Source organism: Streptomyces sp. NPDC001508, from assembly GCF_040298665.1.
Classification (GTDB): Bacteria; Actinomycetota; Actinomycetes; order Streptomycetales; family Streptomycetaceae; genus Streptomyces.
Genome location: NZ_JBEPAP010000030.1, coordinates 87366 through 104518, shown reverse-complemented (window position 1 = coordinate 104518; position 17153 = coordinate 87366). Strand labels below are relative to the sequence as shown.

Annotated in this window: 18 protein-coding genes; 16 read left to right on the top strand and 2 right to left on the bottom strand. The window is 70.5% G+C overall.

Annotated features, from left to right (window positions below; genetic code table 11):
- The first annotated feature begins 86 nt into the window (after positions 1 to 86).
- The 7 genes from ABT245_RS25525 to ABT245_RS25495 all read left to right on the top strand — a co-directional run bounded on the left by ABT245_RS25525 (position 87) and on the right by ABT245_RS25495 (position 8076).
- Positions 87 to 770, top strand: a complete 684-nt coding sequence (locus tag ABT245_RS25525) for a histidine phosphatase family protein (protein ID WP_351737324.1) — start codon at positions 87 to 89, stop codon at positions 768 to 770.
- A 1296-nt stretch (positions 771 to 2066) separates the two neighbouring features.
- Positions 2067 to 3368 carry a polysaccharide deacetylase family protein gene (locus ABT245_RS25520; protein WP_351737322.1) on the top strand — a complete coding sequence of 434 codons (1302 nt, stop codon included), beginning with the start codon at positions 2067 to 2069 and terminating at the stop codon, positions 3366 to 3368.
- Positions 3369 to 3434: 66 nt separating this feature from the next.
- A complete protein-coding gene (locus ABT245_RS25515; RefSeq protein ID WP_351737320.1) occupies positions 3435 to 4025 on the top strand; it encodes a TlpA family protein disulfide reductase in 591 nt (196 codons plus the stop codon).
- Position 4026: 1 nt separating this feature from the next.
- Positions 4027 to 4800 carry a cytochrome c biogenesis CcdA family protein gene (locus tag ABT245_RS25510; RefSeq protein WP_351737318.1) on the top strand — a complete coding sequence of 258 codons (774 nt, stop codon included), beginning with the start codon at positions 4027 to 4029 and terminating at the stop codon, positions 4798 to 4800.
- A 3-nt stretch (positions 4801 to 4803) separates the two neighbouring features.
- A complete protein-coding gene (gene resB, locus ABT245_RS25505) occupies positions 4804 to 6534 on the top strand; it encodes a cytochrome c biogenesis protein ResB (RefSeq protein WP_351737316.1) in 1731 nt (576 codons plus the stop codon).
- Positions 6531 to 7631 (top strand): c-type cytochrome biogenesis protein CcsB, encoded by a 1101-nt coding sequence (gene ccsB, locus ABT245_RS25500; protein ID WP_351737314.1) that lies wholly within the window; start codon positions 6531 to 6533, stop codon positions 7629 to 7631. The genes resB and ccsB overlap by 4 nt, the downstream gene beginning before the upstream one ends.
- A 40-nt stretch (positions 7632 to 7671) precedes the next feature.
- On the top strand, positions 7672 to 8076 hold the full coding sequence (locus ABT245_RS25495; RefSeq protein ID WP_351737312.1) for an SRPBCC domain-containing protein: 405 nt from the start codon (positions 7672 to 7674) through the stop codon (positions 8074 to 8076).
- Between the two features lie 291 nt (positions 8077 to 8367).
- Here the strand turns inward: ABT245_RS25495 and ABT245_RS25490 are convergent, their stop codons facing one another.
- Positions 8368 to 8883 carry a nucleoside deaminase gene (locus ABT245_RS25490; RefSeq protein WP_502982191.1) on the bottom strand — a complete coding sequence of 172 codons (516 nt, stop codon included), beginning with the start codon at positions 8881 to 8883 and terminating at the stop codon, positions 8368 to 8370.
- A gap of 190 nt (positions 8884 to 9073) precedes the next feature.
- Between ABT245_RS25490 and ABT245_RS25485 the strand changes: the two genes are divergently transcribed.
- Positions 9074 to 9841, top strand: a complete 768-nt coding sequence (locus tag ABT245_RS25485) for a CDP-alcohol phosphatidyltransferase family protein (RefSeq protein ID WP_351737308.1) — start codon at positions 9074 to 9076, stop codon at positions 9839 to 9841.
- Positions 9842 to 9862: 21 nt separating this feature from the next.
- On the opposite strand, the gene ABT245_RS25480 is transcribed toward ABT245_RS25485, so the two are convergent.
- The gene (locus ABT245_RS25480; RefSeq protein ID WP_351737306.1) at positions 9863 to 10252 is read right to left on the bottom strand and encodes a PLD nuclease N-terminal domain-containing protein; all 390 of its coding nucleotides are present in this window, start codon (positions 10250 to 10252) and stop codon (positions 9863 to 9865) included.
- An 88-nt stretch (positions 10253 to 10340) separates the two neighbouring features.
- On the opposite strand from ABT245_RS25480, the gene ABT245_RS25475 reads away from it, so the two are divergent.
- The 8 genes from ABT245_RS25475 (at position 10341) to ABT245_RS25440 (ending at position 17128) form a co-directional block, all read left to right on the top strand.
- Positions 10341 to 11798 (top strand): menaquinone biosynthesis decarboxylase, encoded by a 1458-nt coding sequence (locus ABT245_RS25475; protein ID WP_351737304.1) that lies wholly within the window; start codon positions 10341 to 10343, stop codon positions 11796 to 11798.
- Positions 11799 to 11877: 79 nt separating this feature from the next.
- A complete protein-coding gene (gene mqnP / locus ABT245_RS25470; protein ID WP_351737302.1) occupies positions 11878 to 12780 on the top strand; it encodes a menaquinone biosynthesis prenyltransferase MqnP in 903 nt (300 codons plus the stop codon).
- A gap of 107 nt (positions 12781 to 12887) precedes the next feature.
- Positions 12888 to 13562, top strand: a complete 675-nt coding sequence (locus ABT245_RS25465) for a UbiX family flavin prenyltransferase (RefSeq protein ID WP_351737300.1) — start codon at positions 12888 to 12890, stop codon at positions 13560 to 13562.
- A 94-nt stretch (positions 13563 to 13656) separates the two neighbouring features.
- Positions 13657 to 14112 (top strand): Lrp/AsnC family transcriptional regulator, encoded by a 456-nt coding sequence (locus ABT245_RS25460; protein WP_351737298.1) that lies wholly within the window; start codon positions 13657 to 13659, stop codon positions 14110 to 14112.
- Between the two features lie 48 nt (positions 14113 to 14160).
- Positions 14161 to 15324 carry an aminofutalosine synthase MqnE gene (mqnE, locus tag ABT245_RS25455; RefSeq protein ID WP_351737296.1) on the top strand — a complete coding sequence of 388 codons (1164 nt, stop codon included), beginning with the start codon at positions 14161 to 14163 and terminating at the stop codon, positions 15322 to 15324.
- A 156-nt stretch (positions 15325 to 15480) separates the two neighbouring features.
- Positions 15481 to 16140, top strand: a complete 660-nt coding sequence (locus tag ABT245_RS25450) for a UdgX family uracil-DNA binding protein (RefSeq protein WP_351737294.1) — start codon at positions 15481 to 15483, stop codon at positions 16138 to 16140.
- Positions 16141 to 16178: 38 nt separating this feature from the next.
- Positions 16179 to 16703 carry a GNAT family N-acetyltransferase gene (locus tag ABT245_RS25445; RefSeq protein WP_351737292.1) on the top strand — a complete coding sequence of 175 codons (525 nt, stop codon included), beginning with the start codon at positions 16179 to 16181 and terminating at the stop codon, positions 16701 to 16703.
- Positions 16704 to 16828: 125 nt separating this feature from the next.
- Entirely contained in the window at positions 16829 to 17128 is a 300-nt protein-coding gene (locus tag ABT245_RS25440) for a DUF4229 domain-containing protein (RefSeq protein ID WP_351737290.1), read from the top strand.
- Positions 17129 to 17153 lie beyond the last annotated feature (25 nt).

The following is a 17153-nucleotide window of genomic DNA, read 5'->3' as shown; positions in this document are numbered from 1 at the left end:
AACGGCTCGCACCACTGGCCGTGCACCCACCGGGACCGAGAGGTCACAACCCTACCCGTGAGGGCTGCAGAAGGGATGGTCCTCTAATGAGCACCGGCAAGGACATCACGGTCGTCCATCTGATGCGGCACGGCGAGGTCGCCAACCCGGACGGGGTCCTCTACGGGCGGATGCCCGGCTACCACCTGTCCGACCTCGGGCGGCGGATGGCCGACCGGGTCGCCGAGCACCTTTCGTCCCGCGATGTGACCTACGTCGCGGCCTCCCCGCTGGAGCGGGCGCAGGAGACCGCGACCCCGATCGCCAAGACGCACGGGCTCGGCCTCGACACCGACGAACGGCTCATCGAGGCCGCGAACGCCTTCCAGGGCAAGACGTTCGGGGTGGGCGACGGGGCGCTGCGCAGGCCGGGCAACTGGAAGCACCTCGTCAACCCGTTCAGACCGTCCTGGGGTGAGCCGTACATCGACCAGGTGGTCCGGATGAAGGGCGCGCTGGACGCCGCCCGGGACCGGGCGCGCGGGCACGAGGCGGTGCTGGTCAGCCATCAGCTGCCGATCTGGATCGTGCGGTCGTACGTCGAAGGGCGGCGGCTGTGGCACGACCCGCGCAAGCGGCAGTGCACGCTCGCCTCGCTGACGACGTTCACCTACCGGGGCGACCGGATCGTCTCGGTCGGCTACACCGAGCCCGCGCGCGACCTCGTCCCGCCCCACCTCCTCGCCGGCGCCAAACCGACAAAGGGAAAGAGCAAGGCCTACGGCGCCTGAGCGGGTGCCTGCGGCGCTTCAGCGGGTGCCTGCGGCGCCTCAGCCCCCGGGGTTTGCGGGGCCTGACCGTCGACACACGCGTGCAACCTGAGCGCCGCCGCGCCTACGGCCTCCGGGCTGCGGGGGCCTGAGCGTGGGCCCCAGGGGTGTGCAGCACCTGAGTGCCGCCGCGCCTGCGGGGTGCGGGGGCTGAGTGTCGACGTGCCTGCGGCCTGTGGGGGCCTGAGCGTGGGCCCTCAGGGGGGTGCGGCACCTGAGCGGTGACGCGTCTGCGGGCTGTGGGGCTGAGTGTCGACGTGCCTGCGGCCTGCGGGGCTTGAGTGTCGCCGCGTCTGCGGGGTGCGGGGCCTGAGCGTGGGCCGCCAGGGGTTTGCGGCACTGGAGCGGTGACGCGTCTGCGGGCTGTGGGGCCTGAGTGTGTACAGGCCCGCGGGCCCGCGGGGCCGCGGAGCCGTGTGCCGACACGCCTGCGGAGCCTGAACCGCGGACGAGGGGCCGGCGGGGCGCGCGCCGCGCACCACCGCACGGGCGCCGGGCGCGGAGCGTCGCCCCCCGGCTCCGCCCCGCCGCGCGGTTCGGCCTTCGGCGCGGGGATCCGCCTTCGGCACCCGGTTCCGCCTCGGCGTCCGGCCCCGCCCACGGCACCTGAGTCCGCCCTCGGCACCCAGTCCCGCCCCGGCACCCGGCCTCGCCTGGGCGTGTGCCCCCGCCTGGGGGTCCGGTGGCTGCGCCTGGGGGCCCGGCAGTCCCGCCTGGGGATCCGGTGCTCCCGCCTAAGGATCCGGTGGTCCCGTCAGAGGGCCTGGTGGCTCCGTCAGAGAACCCGGCGGTCCCGCCTGGAGACCGGTGGCTCCGCCTGGGGCCCGGCGGTCCCGTCCCGGCACCCGGCCTTGCCTGGGCGTGTGCCCCCGCCTGGGGATCCGGTGGCTGCGCCTGGGGGTCCGGTGGCTCTGGCAGAGGGCCCGGCGGCTTCGCCTGGAGATTCGGTGGCTCCGTCTGGAGACCAATGGCTCCGCCTAAGGATTCGGTGGTCCCGTCAGAGGGCCCGGTGGTCCCGCCTGAGGGTCCGGTGGCTTCGCCTGGGTACCCTGCCTCGCCTGGGGTGCTCGTCCGTGGCGCCCGCCCAGGGGTGCCACCGATGGCGCCCGCTCGGAGGGGCCCCCGGCCCGCCACGATGTGGCATGCGGCACATTTGGGGGGTTGGGCAGTAAATATGGGTGAATGATTGGAACCTCCTTGTTCGTCGTGCCCTCTGAGGGAGTGACCAGCAGTAGGACGTGACGAATCGGGGAATTCATGCGCACCTTCTCCCGCAGGGGAGTACTCGGTGTCGGCGCGGCCGCCACGGCCGCCGGGCTCGCGGGCTGTGGCACTCTCAGGGCATCTGACGGCGGCGGGCACGGTTCCGGTTCCGGAGGGAGCGGGAAGGACCGGGGCGGGAAGGACAGGACGCACGGGAGCGGCAAGGGCGATGCCCCGGCCGCGCGGCCCATCGGCGACGGCTCCACGGCCTTCACCGGCAAGCAGCCGCACCAGCCCCGCCCGCCCGAGCCGCTGGAACCCGGCCAGGAGCCGCCGCAGTTCGTGGTCTTCTCCTGGGACGGGGCGGGCGAGGTCGGCAACGGCCTGTTCCCGCGCTTTCTCGACCTGGCCAAGGAGCACGGCGCGAGCATGACCTTCTTCCTCTCCGGGCTGTATCTGCTGCCCGAGTCGAAGAAGCGCCTGTACGACCCGCCGAACAACCCGCGTGGCGCCTCCGACATCGGCTACCTCACCGACGAGCACATCAAGGCCACGCTGAAGAACGTCCGCCGTGCCTGGCTGGAGGGCCATGAGATCGGCACCCACTTCAACGGGCACTTCTGCTCCGGCTACGGCACCGTCGGCAACTGGACCCCGCAGCAGTGGCGCAGCGAGATCGAGCAGGCCACGTCGTTCGTGAAGCAGTGGCGGACCAACAGCGGCTGGAGCGACCTGCCCGCGCTGCCCTTCGACTACGACAAGGAACTCGTCGGCGGCCGTACGCCCTGCCTGCTCGGCCAGGACAACCTGCTGCCGACCGCCCGCGAGCTGGGCTGGCGCTATGACGCCTCCTCGCCCGGCGGCCGTCAGGTGTGGCCGCGGAAGAAGCTCGGCGTATGGGACCTGCCGTTGCAGCAGATACCGTTCCCGGGGCGTTCCTTCGAGGTCCTGTCCATGGACTACAACATGCTCGCCAACCAGTCGGTCAACTCGACCAAGGCGCCGGCCTACAACTACCCGGGCTGGCGACGGCAGTCGGCGCAGGCCTACATAGCGGGATTCCAGCGGACATATGAGACAAATAGGGCGCCTTTCTTCATAGGCAACCACTTCGAGCAGTGGAACGGCGGCATCTACATGGACGCCGTCCAGGAGGCGTTCGAGCACATCGCACGGGAGCGGGACAAGGGCGCCGACGTCCGGCTGGTCTCCTTCCGGCAGTTCGTCGACTGGCTCGACGCACAGCGCCCGGAGACACTCGACAGGCTCCGCACGCTGGACGTCGGACAGCGCCCGGCCGGCGGCTGGAAGACGTTTCTCTCCGAGGGCGCCGAGACCCCCGCGAACGCCGCCTGAAATGGGGGTTTACGCCCGCAAGGGGGGTGCGCAAGATCCCCGGAACGGGCATGCGAAACTTTTCACATGAGTACCCGCAGCCGCGCCGTCCTGTTCAGCGCCGTGGCCGCCGCGGCGGCCCTGACCCTGTCCGCGTGCGGCTCCGGCGGTATTTCCGGGGGCGGCGGCAACACCAACTTCGTCACCGGGAACAACGGCATCGACACGGCCGCGAAGGGCTCGCGTGCCACGGCGCCCGACCTGTCCGGGAAGACGATCGACGGCAGGACGCTCGACATCGCCGACTACAAGGGCAAGATCGTCGTCGTCAATGTGTGGGGCTCGTGGTGCGGGCCGTGCCGCGCCGAGGGCCAGTACTTCGCCAAGGTCTCCAAGGAGTACACCGACAAGGGCGTCCAGTTCGTCGGCATCAACACCCGGGACTCCAGCACCACCCCCGCAGTCGCCTTCGAGAAGGAACAGGGGATCACCTACCCCAGCCTGTACGACCCGACGGGCAAGCTCATGCTCCGGTTCAAGAAGGGCACCCTCAATCCGCAGCTGATCCCCTCCACGCTCGTCATCGACCGGGACGGGAAGATCGCCGCGCGCGCCCTCCAGGCCCTCAGCGAGGAGAACCTGGTCAAGATGATCAAACCGGTTCTCGCGGAGAAGTGACGTGAGTGCACTCCTGACGCTCGCCGAGGCGACGGGCCGCAACGAGACCGTCTTCAGCGGCGCCCTGCTCATCGCGCTGCCGATCGCGGTCGTCGGCGGTCTCGTCTCCTTCTTCTCCCCGTGCGTCCTGCCGCTCGTCCCCGGCTATCTCTCCTATGTCACCGGAGTCGCCGGCACCGATCTGGCGGACGCCCGGCGCGGGCGGATGGTCACGGGCGCCTCCCTGTTCGTCCTCGGCTTCACCGTCGTGTTCGTCTCCGGCGGTGCCCTCTTCGGCTACTTCGGCTCGACCCTGCTGGACCACCAGGACGTCCTGACCAAGGTGCTGGGCGTGCTCATGGTCGTCATGGGTGTGTTCTTCATGGGGCTGATGCCCTGGCTCACCCAGCGTGAGTTCCGCTTCCACCGGCGGCCGAGCACCGGACTGATCGGGGCGCCGCTGCTCGGCGCGCTGTTCGGGATCGGCTGGACGCCCTGCATCGGCCCGACGCTGGCCTCCGTGCAGGGACTGGCCATGAACCAGGCCAGCGCCGGCCGTGGCGCCCTGCTGACGGTCGCCTACTGCGTCGGGCTCGGTGTGCCGTTCGTGCTCGCCGCCCTGGCCTTCCGCAAGGCCCTCGGTGCCTTCGGCTGGGTCAAGCGCCACTATGTCTGGGTGATGCGCATCGGCGGCAGCATGATGATCGTCACCGGTGTCCTTCTGCTGACCGGTGCCTGGGACCGTCTGGTGCAGGAGATGCAGACCTGGTCCAACGGCTTCACTGTGGGGATCTGATCGATGAGCACGACTTCGAAGACCGGGCCCGGCAACTCCCCGGACGCAGCGGAGGAGCAGGGGCTCGGGGACGCCGGTTCCCAACTGTCCACCGCCCCGCGCGAAGAGCCGGTGAGCATGCCCGCGCTCGGTGTCATCGGCTGGGCCCGCTGGTTCTGGCGGCAGCTGACCTCCATGCGGGTCGCGCTGCTGCTGCTCCTGCTGCTGTCGCTCGCCGCGATCCCCGGCTCGCTGATCCCGCAGACCGGCGCCGACGTCACCAAGGTCGACGACTTCCGCAAGGCCCATTCGACGCTCGCGCCGATCTACGACAAGCTCGGCCTGTTCCAGGTCTACAGCTCGGTGTGGTTCTCCGCGATCTACATCCTGCTGTTCGTCTCCCTCATCGGCTGCATCGTGCCCCGCACCTGGCAGTTCGTGGGCCAGTTGCGCAGCCGTCCGCCGGGCGCGCCCAAGCGGCTGACCCGGCTGCCCGCCTACACCACCTGGCGTACGACGGCCGAGCCCGATGAGGTCCGCGAGGTCGCGCTCGCGCTGCTGAAGAAGCGCCGCTTCCGCGCCCATCTCACCGGGGACGCGGTCGCCGCCGAGAAGGGCTACCTCCGTGAAGTGGGCAACCTGGCCTTCCACATCGCGCTGATCGTGATGCTGGTCGCCTTCGCCTCGGGCCAGTTGTACAAGTCGGACGGCACCAAGCTGGTCGTCGAGGGCGACGGGTTCGCCAACTCGATCCTGCAGTACGACGACTTCAAGTCCGGCAGCCTGTTCACCAACGACGACCTGGTGCCGTTCAGCTTCGACCTGAAGGACTTCAAGGGCACCTACGAGCTGACCGGCCCGAACCGCGGCACCCCCCGCACCTACCAGGCCAAGATCACCTACAGCAAGGGCGCCTACGGCAAGGAGACCCCGGCGACCGTCAAGGTCAACGAACCGCTGGAGATCGACGGCGCCAAGGTCTACCTCGTCAGCCACGGCTATGCGCCGGTCATCACCGTCCGCGACGGCAACGGCAAGGTCGTCTTCCACGACGCGGTCCCCCTTCTGCCGCTGGACGGCAATGTCACCTCCTCCGGTGTGGTCAAGGTCATGGACGGCTACAAGAACCCCCAGGGCGTCAGCGAACAGCTCGGCTTCCAGGCCTTCTTCCTGCCGACCTACGGCGGCAAGGGCAGCACGATGCTCTCCCAGTTCCCGGCGCTGCTCAGCCCGATGCTGGCGCTGAACGCCTACCACGGCGACCTGGGCGTCGACTCCGGGCTGCCGCAGAGCGTGTACCAGCTCGACAAGAGCCATATGAAGGAGTTCAAGGACTCCCAGGGCAAGCTGCTGAAGAAGCAGCTCACGCCGGGGAAGACCATGAAGCTCCCGGGCGGCGCCGGCTCGATCACCTTCAACAAGAAGATCAAGGAGTGGGCCGGCTTCGAGATCGTCCAGGAGAGGGGCGCCGGCTGGGCGCTCGGCGGTGCCATCGCCGCGATCTTCGGCCTCGCCGCGTCCCTGTTCATCCAGCGCCGCCGCGTCTGGGTGCGCGCCGTGCCCGGCCCCGACGGCGTCACCGTCGTGGAGATGGCCGGCCTCGGCCGCAGCGAGTCCGCCAAGCTCCCCGAGGAACTGGGCGACCTCGCCGGTGCCCTCTACGACCGCGCGCCCGGGGCGCCCGACCCCGACGACGAACCCTCACCATCCGCCGACTCCCCGGCCGTACCCGCCGAAGGGGCTGAGAAGCAGTGACCTCCGCCGCCGCAATCGATCTCGCCGCCGCGACCAACGAACATCTCGCGAGCGTCAGCAACACCCTGATCTACTCGTCGATGGCCGTCTACACGCTGGCCTTCTTCGCGTACATCGCGGAATGGCTGCTCGGCAGCCGCAGCAAGGTCGGCCGTACGGCCGCCGCGCTGACCTCCGACGTCCCCAAGAAGGCGGCCGCACCCGCCGTCACCGTGAAGAGCGCCGGCGGTACCACCGTGCTGGAGCGGCCCAAGGTCGTCGTCCGGGCCGCGGCCGGCGCCCGGGACGTGCCGGACGGCCCCGGCGCCCACGGCGGTGACGAACAGGGCGACCTCTACGGGCGTATCGCCGTCTCGCTCACCGCGCTCGCCTTCCTGGTGGAGCTGGGCGGGGTCATCGCCCGCGCGGCCTCCGTGGAGCGGGCGCCGTGGGGCAACATGTACGAGTTCAACATCACCTTCTCCACGGTCGCCGTCGGTGTGTACCTCACGCTGCTGGCGCTGAAGAAGAACGTCCGCTGGCTGGGGCTGTTCCTCACCACCACGGTGCTCCTCGACCTCGGCCTCGCTGTCACCGTCCTGTACACCGCCAGCGACCAGCTGGTTCCCGCCCTGCACTCGTACTGGCTGTACATCCACGTCTCCACCGCGATCTTCTGCGGTGCGGTGTTCTACGTCGGCGCGGTCGCCACGATCCTCTACCTGTTCAAGGACTCGTACGAGAGCAAGCTCCAGAGCGGCGGCCGGCCCGGCAAGTTCGCCACCTCGGTGCTGGAGCGGCTGCCCGCCTCCTCCTCGCTCGACAAGTTCGCCTACCGGGTCAACGCGGCCGTCTTCCCGCTGTGGACGTTCACGATCATCGCGGGCGCGATCTGGGCGGGCGACGCCTGGGGCCGTTACTGGAACTGGGACCCCAAGGAGACCTGGTCCTTCATCACCTGGGTCGCCTACGCCGGCTATCTGCACGCCCGCGCCACCGCAGGCTGGAAGGGCCGCAAGGCCGCCTACCTCGCGCTGATCGCGTTCGGCTGCTGGCTGTTCAACTACTACGGCGTGAACATCTTCGTGACCGGCAAGCACTCGTACGCGGGCGTCTGACCCGGGTGCGGAACGTACCGCTGCGGTCCAGGCTGGTGGCATGTCCGGATCCATCGAACAGGCCGGCAGCCGGACCCGCGAAAACGCGCACCTGCTGCACTTCCTGGTGCGCCTGCCGAGGCCCATGGAGGCCGTCTGGCCCGCGCTGACCACGCCCGACGGGCTCGCGGGCTGGCTGGCCCCCGCCGATGTCCTCGAACCCCGGCTCGGCGGCGCGGTCACCCTGCGTGGGCTGGGGGCCGGGCGGGTGACCGCATGGGACGTGGACCGGATCGCGGAGTACACGCTGGAGTGCGGCGGCCGGCTCAGGTTCCACCTGGAGCGTGACGGGTCCGGCGGGACCGTGCTCCGCTTCACCTACGAGTTCCGGGGCGGGGCGGAGTCGGAGCCGCGCTGGCGGACCCGTTTCGAGCGACTGATCGAACAGGTGGCCTCGGCCCCCTAGGGCGTGTTTCGAAAGTCCCGTCTGGCCCGCGACGCCTGGCACGGCACTCCCCCAGCCTTCGGCCGGGAGGTGCCCCCACGCCGCGTTGTCGGGATCGTCCGCGTACGCCCAGTACGCGGACGACCCTCCGCCTTGCGATGCACCGCACCAGACGCCGCGGGCCCCGCCCTCCGAGTGGACGACGCTACTTTCGAAACACCCCCTGGGGACCGCAGCCCGCCCGGAGCGGTGCGCGCCCGGAGCGGTGCGCGCCCGCGCTCCGGCCCGGCCACCGTCCGACCCGGCCGTGGGTCAGGTCCGGCCTCCGATGTCCTCGTTGCACAGAGCCGGACGGTCCCGGACGAAGCCGCGCAGCAGGGCGACGCACCCGGGGTCGTCCAGGACCAGGATCTCCACGCCGTGCGCGGCCGGCCGGTCGTGCCCGCCGTCGAAGGTGACGGCCTCGCCGGTCACCACCCGCGAAATGCCGAACCGGCGCAGCAGATTGCCGCAGTACCAGCGGGGCGGCAGGGTGGTGACCATCGTCGTGCCCCGGTACGTCCGCTGCCGGCCCGCGGCGCGGAAGGCGGCCGTCTCCGCACGCATCGACGGGTCGTCGTCCTGGACGCGGCGGCCTCGGCCGCGGCCGAGGAGGGTGCCGTCGGGGCCGTGGCGAGCGGCAGCGATCGGGATGCCGCCCTCGGCGAGGCCGGTGCGGGCCTCGGCGACGGCGGTGGCCGGCCGCGGGCCCGTTCCCGGTCCGGGTGCTCCGTGCGGTCCATGCGTCCGCTCTCCTCCGCCGCCAACTCCGGGCCAGTGTGCGGAAATCACCCTCCGGGCCCGCCCGTATCGGCATCTCGCCCGGCCGCGGGCCGGAGGCGCCGACGGGCCGCGGAGCGGGGTTACCGATGCCCGACCTCCCGGGGCCGCCTCGGTGAAGCGGACCCGAACGCACTCTGTACCCTGGCCCGATCGCCGCCGCACGAGCGGCAGTTGGGCCCCCGTGGGAGGAACGGTCATGGTTGCTGCTCCGGTTCTGGAGGAGCTGCGAGAGGTCTGCCAGCCGCAGGCCAAGCTGGCGAGCCGCAACGGCGAGCACTGGGCCGGGCGCCTGTACATGCGCCGGATCTCGCTGCGGTTCACCCGCCAGTTGGTGCGCACGCGCATCACACCGGACCAGCTGACCTGGACCATGGTCGGCTGCGGGGTCGCGGCGGGCGCCGCGCTGCTGATACCCGGCCTGGCCGGGGCCGTGTCGGCGGTGATCCTGATGCAGCTCTTCCTGCTCTTCGACTGCGTGGACGGCGAGGTCGCCCGCTGGAAGGGGCAGAACAGTGCCACCGGCATCTACGTCGACCGGCTGGGCGCCTATCTCGCGGACGCCGCGCTGCTCGCGGGCGCCGGGTTCCGGGCCGCCGAGAACGGCTTCGGCGGCTGGCTGTCGGTCGGGATCGCCACCGCGCTCGGCGTCGTCCTGCTGAAGGCGTCCACCGACCTGGTGGACGTGGCACGTGCCCGCCGCGGGCTCGGCGTCGCCGACGACGAGTCGACCCGGCCCCGCTCCCAGGGCGTGGCCACCGTGCGGCGGCTGGCGGCGGCGTTCAAAATCCACCGGGTGACGAACGGCATCGAGGCGTCGCTGGTGCTGCTGGCCGCGGCCGTCGCGGACACCGTGACCGGCGGGATCGACCCCACGCGCTGGGCGCTCGGCGCGCTGGCCGTGATCACCTGGGTGATGGTCCCGGCCCACCTCCTGTCCATCCTGTCGTCCACCCGCCTGCGCTGAACCGGGTCCAAGCGGCGTCGGTCAGTTGCCCTGGGGCTCCTCGCCGTTCTCCTTGCGGCGGAGTTCCTCCTCGCGGCGGCGCAGGTCGGCCTCCCAGTTCTTCAGGAGCCGCTCGTCCCGCTTGTTCTCCTCGGCGAGGGACTTCAGGAACTCGGGGTTGTCGTCCGGGGCCACCTGCTCGAACCGGTGGTTGCGGTGCCACTCGGACGGGGTGCGGCCGCTCACGGGCGGCTGACGGACCTTGCCCGCGGCCAGCCAGGCGATCGGGCCGACGATCCAGAAGAGCAGGATGACGAAGACCCAGGCGATCTTGGGAAGGTGCCGCGCCTCGTCCTCGGGCGTGTTCAGGCAATCGATCAGCGCGAAGATCGTCAGTGCCAGCGGCACCAGGTACATCAGCAGCCTGAGCATGTGAAGGAAGTCCTCTGAAAACGATGGAGGGGTTCCGCACCGGCCCCCGTGACGGGGTCAGGGTAGCCGCTCGGGGATACTGGACCCCATGGCTTACGACGATCTTCGCTCCTTGCTCAGGGCTCTGGAGCGCGAGGGCGACCTCAAGCGCATCAAGGCCGAGGTCGATCCCCATCTGGAGGTCGGGGAGATCGTCGACCGGGTGCAGAAGTCCGGCGGCCCGGCCCTGCTCTTCGAGAACGTGCGCGGAGCGAGCATGCCGCTGGCCATGAACGTCTTCGGTACCGACCGGCGGCTGCTGAAGTCCCTGGGCCTGAAGTCGTTCGGCGAGATCTCCGACAGGATCGGCGGACTGCTCCGCCCCGAGTTGCCGCACGGCTTCGTCGGCGTCCGCGAGGCGTTCGGGAAGCTCGGCGCGATGACCCATGTACCGCCGAAGAAGGTCAAGTCGGACAACGCGCCCGTACAGGAGGTCGTTCTCCAGGGCGACGACGTCGATCTGCACGCGCTGCCCGCGCTGTTCACCTGGCCCAAGGACGGCGGTTCCTTCTTCAATCTGGGGCTCACCCACACCAAGGACCCGGAGACCGGGATCCGCAACCTCGGCCTGTACCGCCTCCAGCGCCACGACCGGCGCACCATCGGCATGCACTGGCAGATCCACAAGGACAGCCGGAACCACTACCAGGTGGCCGCCCGCAGGGGCGAACGGCTGCCGGTCGCCATCGCCTTCGGCTGTCCGCCCGCCGTGACCTACGCGTCCTCCGCCCCGTTGCCCGGTGACATCGACGAATACCTCTTCGCCGGGTTCATCGCCGGCAAGCGGATCGAGATGGTCGACTGCAAGACCGTGCCGTTGCAGGTGCCGGCGGCCGCGGAGGTCGTCCTGGAGGGGTGGCTGGAGCCCGGCGAGATGCTGCCGGAGGGCCCCTTCGGCGACCACACCGGCTTCTACACGCCCCAGGAGCCGTTCCCGGCGCTCACCATCGACTGCGTCACGATGCGCAGACGGCCACTGCTCCAGTCGATCGTCGTGGGCCGCCCCCCGACGGAGGACGGGCCCCTCGGCCGGGCGACCGAGCGCTTCTTCCTGCCACTGCTGAAGATCATCGTGCCGGACATCGTGGACTACCACCTGCCCGAGGCGGGCGGCTTCCACAACTGCGCGATCGTGTCGATCGACAAGAAGTACCCGAAGCACGCCCAGAAGGTGATGCACGCGATCTGGGGCGCGCACATGATGTCCCTGACGAAGCTGATCGTGGTCGTCGACGCGGACTGCGACGTGCACGATCTGCACGAGGTCGCCTGGCGGGCCCTCGGCAACACGGACTACGCCCGCGACCTGACCGTCGTGGAGGGCCCCGTCGACCATCTCGACCACGCCTCCTATCAGCAGTTCTGGGGCGGCAAGGCGGGCATCGACGCGACGCGGAAGTGGCCCGAGGAGGGGTACACGAGGGACGGCGGCTGGCCGGACATGGTCCTGTCGGACCCCGATACGGCGGCCCTCGTGGACCGCCGCTGGAAGGAGTACGGACTGTGAAGGGCACCGACATGGTGGTGTGCGGCAGCGCGGGGACGGGGCTTGCCCGCCGCCGCGGGGGTGATCCGGAGTACCGCCGGTGAGCAGCGCTTCCGCGGCGATTCCGCAGCCGGGACGCACCAGGGCGTTCCTGCGTCTGGTGATGATCGAGCACTCCGTCTTCGCGCTGCCCTTCGCGTACATCGCGTCGCTGACGGCGATGTACGAGTGGGACCGGAACATCCACTGGGGCCGGCTGCTGCTGGTCACCGTCTGCATGGTGGGCCTGCGCACCTTCGCGATGGCCGTCAACCGGATCATCGACCGCGAGATCGACGCGCGGAACCCGCGCACCGCGCACCGCGAACTGGTGACCGGCGCGATGTCCGTGCGGCACGCCTGGACCGGCGCGCTGATCGCGTTGGTGGTCTTCCTCGGCTCGGCGGCCCTGCTGAACCCGCTGTGCCTGGCCCTCGCCCCCGTCGCGGTGATCCCGATGGTGGTCTACCCGTACGGCAAGCGGTTCACGAACTTCCCGCAGGCCATCCTGGGTCTTGCCCAGGCGATGGGCCCGGTGGGCGGCTGGCTCGCGATCAGCGGCGAGTGGTCCTGGAACGCGGCCGTCCTGGGGCTAGCGGTCGGCATCTGGATCGGCGGCTTCGACCTGATCTACGCCTGCCAGGACGTGGAGACCGACCGTGCGATCGGTGTCATGTCGGTGCCGGCCCGGTTCGGCATCCCGGCGGCGATCTGGGGCGCGCGGGTGTGCCACACGGTGACGACGGCGCTGTTCGTCTGGTACGCGATCGTCACCGGCGCGGGCGCGTTCTTCTGGCTGGGCCTGGTGATCGTCGCGGGCGCCTTCCTCTACGAACACACGATCGTCCGACCCCACGACCTCTCCCGCCTCAACCGCGCCTTCTTCTCGACGAACGGTTTCATCGGCATCAGCCTCTTCGTCTGCGCCCTGATCGACCTGCTGATGCGGGGGCTGACCGTGTAGCACCTTCGCCCCTTCGAGTAGGTCATGTGCTCCCCGCCCCTGCGGGGGCCGTGCCCAGGCTGCCGCCCCGTCCTGAACACGATGGGGCACGCCGGTACGCTCAAGGTGTGAACGCAGGAGAAACGCAGCGCGTGCCTTGGATCGTGGGGGTGTCCGGAGCTTCCGGAACCCCGTACGCGGCCGCCGTGCTGCGGGCGCTGCTGGCCGCGGGCGAGCGGGTCGACCTCGTCGTGTCCCGGGCCTCGCGGCTCACGCTGCTCGACGAGACCCAGATCGCCTTCCGGGACGGCCACTGGCAGCAGGACCTGCGGGAATGGCTGTCGCGCGGAGCCGACGGCAAGCCCGGGACGTTCGACGTGGACATCGAGCGGGTGCGGTACTGGAACGCGGGGGACCTGGCCGCCGGGCCGTCCTCGGGGTCGTACCGGACCAGGGGCATGCTGATCGTCCCCGCCTCCACCGCCTGTGTGGCCGGTGTGGCGCTCGGGCTGTCCAAGGACCTGCTCCAGCGGGCGGCGAGCGTGACCCTCAAGGAGCGCCGCCCCCTGGTCGTGGCCGTACGCGAGACCCCGCTGAACGGCCAGACGCTGCGCCATCTGGTCGCCCTGGACGACGCGGGCGCGATCGTGGTGCCCGCCTCGCCCGCCTTCTACGCGGGGGCCACCCACATCCAGGACCTGGTGGACTTCGTGGCCGGACGGGTCCTTGACGCGGCGGGCGTGCCGCACCGGCTCTACCGCCGCTGGGCGGGCGAACTCGGCGGTGGCGCCCGGCCCGAGTGAGCATCAGGCGGCGCCGGCAGCGCTCACCCCTTCGTACAACTTCAGGAACTCCCAGATCCCGCAGCGGATCTTCTCAGCGGAAGGCTTCGATCGCATGGACGCGGTGGACAGGCAGCTCATCCAGGCCCTGAGAGAGAACGGCCGGGCCTCCTACGCGGAGTTGGGGCGCCTCGTCGGCCTGTCGGGCCCGAGCGTCACCGACCGCATCAACCGGTTGGAGGCGGCCGGTGTCATCACCGGTTACCGGGCCACCGTGGACGCGGCCTCCCTCGGCCTCGGTGTCACGGCCCTGATCGGCATCTCCCTGTCGGACGCGGCCGACCACGAGGATGTGGCCCGCAGGCTGAAGGACCTGCCCGAGATCGAGGACTGCTGGTTCATCGCCGGCGACGACTCGTTCATGCTCAAGGTGCGGGCGACGGACGTGGACGGCCTGGAGCGGATCATCCGCCGGCTGTCGGGGACCAAGGGCGTCTCACGCACCCGTACGACCATAGTGCTGTCCACCAAGTGGGAGAACCGGGTGGGTGAGCTGCCCGAGGAGGTGTAGCCGCCGGGGCGTACGGTGGGCGGAGTCTTCGAGAGAGAGGTCAAGGACATGGACGTCGGGCTCAAGCGCGAGCTGGAGGAGAAGGTGCGGGCGGGCGTTCGCCTCACCCGCGAGGACGGCATCGCGCTGTACGAGTCGGACGACCTGGCGTGGCTGGGCGGTCTCGCCCACGAGGTGCGCACCCGCAAGAACGGCGACGTCGTGCACTTCAACGTCAACCGGCACCTCAACATGACGAACGTGTGCACCGCGTCCTGCGCCTACTGCTCCTTCCAGCGCAAGCCGGGTGAGAAGGACGCGTACACGATGCGCATCGAGGAGGCCGTCAAGCTGGCCAAGGCGATGGAGGCGGACCATCTCACCGAGCTGCACATCGTCAACGGCCTGCACCCGAACCTGCCGTGGCGTTACTACCCGCGTTCGCTGCGCGAGTTGAAGGCGGCGCTGCCGGAGGTCTCCCTGAAGGCCTTCACGGCGACGGAGATCCACCACTTCGAGACCATCTCCGGGCTCGGCGCCTCCGAGATCCTCGACGAGCTGATCGACGCCGGTCTGGAGTCGCTGACCGGTGGCGGCGCGGAGATCTTCGACTGGGAGGTGCGGCAGCACATCGTCGACCACCGCACCCACTGGGAGGACTGGTCGCGCATCCACCGACTGGCGCACGAGAAGGGGCTCAAGACCCCGTGCACCATGCTCTACGGCCATATCGAGGAGCCCCGGCACCGGGTCGACCATGTGCTGCGGCTGCGTGAACTCCAGGACGAGACGGGCGGTTTCCAGGTCTTCATCCCGCTGCGCTACCAGCATGACTTCGTCGACATGAAGGACGGCAAGGTCCGCAACCGGCTCCAGGCCCGGACGCAGATGGCGACCGGCGCGGAGGTGCTGAAGACGTTCGCGGTGTCCCGGCTGCTGTTCGACAACGTGCCGCACGTCAAGGTGTTCTGGGTGATGCACGGGGTGCGCACGGCCCAACTCGCGCTCCAGCACGGCGCCGACGACATGGACGGCTCGGTCGTCGAGTACAAGATCACCCACGATGCGGACGACTTCGGCACGCCGAACAAGCTGACCCGCGATGACCTGCTGGACCTCATCCGCGACGCCGGTTTCCGCCCGGTGGAGCGCAACACGCGCTACGAGATCATCCGGGAGTACGAGGGCCCGGACCCGCTGCGCCGTGAGTCGCCCCAGCCGATGCGGCTCTGAAGACCCCGAGGTCACCGGGTGACGGGCAACAGCCGCCCAGAGGACCCACCCACGAGGCACGAGGAACTGCGCGACCGGCCGCCGCGCTCCGCGGCCGGGTGCCGGCCCCGGCCGCCTCGGTTGTTAGCCGCGTCCGGCGCCGGGTACCCGGCGCATGTGGCTGCGACGCAAGCCCCCGAGGACGCCTACACGGCGGAGCCCTTCGTGCCTGCCCGGGGCGGGCTCGCCGCCCTGCGCAAGGCGGCGGCCGGCTGTCGCGGCTGCCCGCTGCACCGGGATGCGACGCAGACGGTGTTCGGCGCCGGGAACGCGGACGCGCGCGTGATGCTCGTCGGCGAGCAGCCCGGCGACCAGGAGGACCGGCAGGGCAAGCCGTTCGTGGGTCCGGCCGGAAAGCTGCTCGACCGGGCGCTGGCGGAGGTGGGCATCGACCCAGGTGAGACGTACGTCACCAACGCGGTCAAACACTTCAAGTTCACCCGGGCCGAGCCCCGCAAGCGCCGTATCCATAAGGCGCCGAGCCTGCGCGAGGCGGTGGCGTGCGCCCCGTGGCTCGCGGCCGAGCTGTCGGTCGTGGCACCCGAGCTGATCGTGGTCCTGGGCGCGACGGCGGGCAAGGCGCTGCTCGGCTCGTCCTTCCGGGTCGGCGAGGTGCGCGGGACGCTGCTGGAGCGGGAGGTGCACGGGCAGCCGCGGCGGCTGGTGCCGACGGTGCATCCGTCGTCCGTGCTGCGGGCGGACGAGGCGGACCGGGACAAGGCGTACGCGGGGCTGGTCGCGGACCTGGAGGTGGCCGCGCGCGTGCTCGCGGGGTAGCCGCACGACCGCCATCCGGTAATAGATACGATGGCGGCATGCCCCTTACGTTTACGCTCGATCCGGCCATCACCCCGGCCCTGCGGGACGGCGTCGTCGATCTGTGGACCGAGGTCTCCAACGCCGGCGGCGCCGTGGGCTTCGTGCCACCGGTGTCACGCGAGGAGATACGTCCGGAACTGGTCAAGCACCTCGTGGCGATGGCCGAGGGCCGCGCCCGGCTGCTCGTCGGGCACGACACGGCCGGCGAGGTCGCCGCGACGGCGTTCCTCACCTTCAACACGCACCGGCTGATGCGGCACTGGCTCTGGCTGTACACGGTGATGGTGCACCCGAGGCACCAGGGGCGTGGCTACGGCCGCGACCTGCTGGCCGCCGCCGCGGACGCCGCCCGTGGCCTCGACGGCATCACCGCGATCCGGCTGACCTGCCGCGGCGGCCTCGGCCTGGAACGGTTCTACGGCGGCTGCGGCTACAAGGAGGTCGGCCGGGTGCCCGGCGCGATCCGCGTCGCCGACGGGGACGACCGCGACGACATCACGATGCTGCTGTCGCTCGTATGACACCCGGCACCCGCCGCCACGACCGGACGGCGGGCGTGCTTCACTGGATGATGCCCTTTGGGGTGTTCCGACCTTCCCCGGCTCCGTCGAGCGGGGGACCGCCAGAAACGGAAGAGTGGATTGAGATGCTCCGCTACACGCTGATGCGCCTCGGTATCTTCGCGGGCTGCCTCCTCGTCGTCTGGGGCCTTGTCTACTCCGGTGCCTTCCCGCGCGGCTTCGGCGACTCCAACTTCCTGTGGGTGCTGTTGCTCGCGATGGTGCTCTCCGCGCCGATCAGCTTTGTCGTGCTGCGCCGGGAGCGGGAACGCGCCTCCGTCCAGATCGTGCGCAAGGTCGACCGGGCGAAGGCCAACCTGGAGGCGAACCGCCGCCAGGAGGACGTGGCCGACGACACCGCCCGCGCCCAGGGCCAGCCGTCCTGATCCCTCAGTGGGCGCCCGGGGCCAA

What these genes read in the sequence shown, in the direction of transcription:
- resB (WP_351737316.1), top strand. Translation starts at nt 4,804, where the DNA reads ATGAGCACGACTTCGAAGACCGGGCCCGGCAACTCCCCGGACGCAGCG.
- ABT245_RS25445 (WP_351737292.1), top strand. Translation starts at nt 16,179, where the DNA reads ATGCCCCTTACGTTTACGCTCGATCCGGCCATCACCCCGGCCCTGCGG.
- ABT245_RS25515 (WP_351737320.1), top strand. Translation starts at nt 3,435, where the DNA reads ATGAGTACCCGCAGCCGCGCCGTCCTGTTCAGCGCCGTGGCCGCCGCG.
- ABT245_RS25495 (WP_351737312.1), top strand. Translation starts at nt 7,672, where the DNA reads ATGTCCGGATCCATCGAACAGGCCGGCAGCCGGACCCGCGAAAACGCG.
- ABT245_RS25440 (WP_351737290.1), top strand. Translation starts at nt 16,829, where the DNA reads ATGCTCCGCTACACGCTGATGCGCCTCGGTATCTTCGCGGGCTGCCTC.
- ABT245_RS25520 (WP_351737322.1), top strand. Translation starts at nt 2,067, where the DNA reads ATGCGCACCTTCTCCCGCAGGGGAGTACTCGGTGTCGGCGCGGCCGCC.
- ABT245_RS25460 (WP_351737298.1), top strand. Translation starts at nt 13,657, where the DNA reads ATGGACGCGGTGGACAGGCAGCTCATCCAGGCCCTGAGAGAGAACGGC.
- ABT245_RS25525 (WP_351737324.1), top strand. Translation starts at nt 87, where the DNA reads ATGAGCACCGGCAAGGACATCACGGTCGTCCATCTGATGCGGCACGGC.
- ABT245_RS25480 (WP_351737306.1), bottom strand. Translation starts at nt 10,252, where the DNA reads ATGCTCAGGCTGCTGATGTACCTGGTGCCGCTGGCACTGACGATCTTC.
- mqnE (WP_351737296.1), top strand. Translation starts at nt 14,161, where the DNA reads ATGGACGTCGGGCTCAAGCGCGAGCTGGAGGAGAAGGTGCGGGCGGGC.
- ABT245_RS25475 (WP_351737304.1), top strand. Translation starts at nt 10,341, where the DNA reads ATGGCTTACGACGATCTTCGCTCCTTGCTCAGGGCTCTGGAGCGCGAG.
- ABT245_RS25485 (WP_351737308.1), top strand. Translation starts at nt 9,074, where the DNA reads ATGGTTGCTGCTCCGGTTCTGGAGGAGCTGCGAGAGGTCTGCCAGCCG.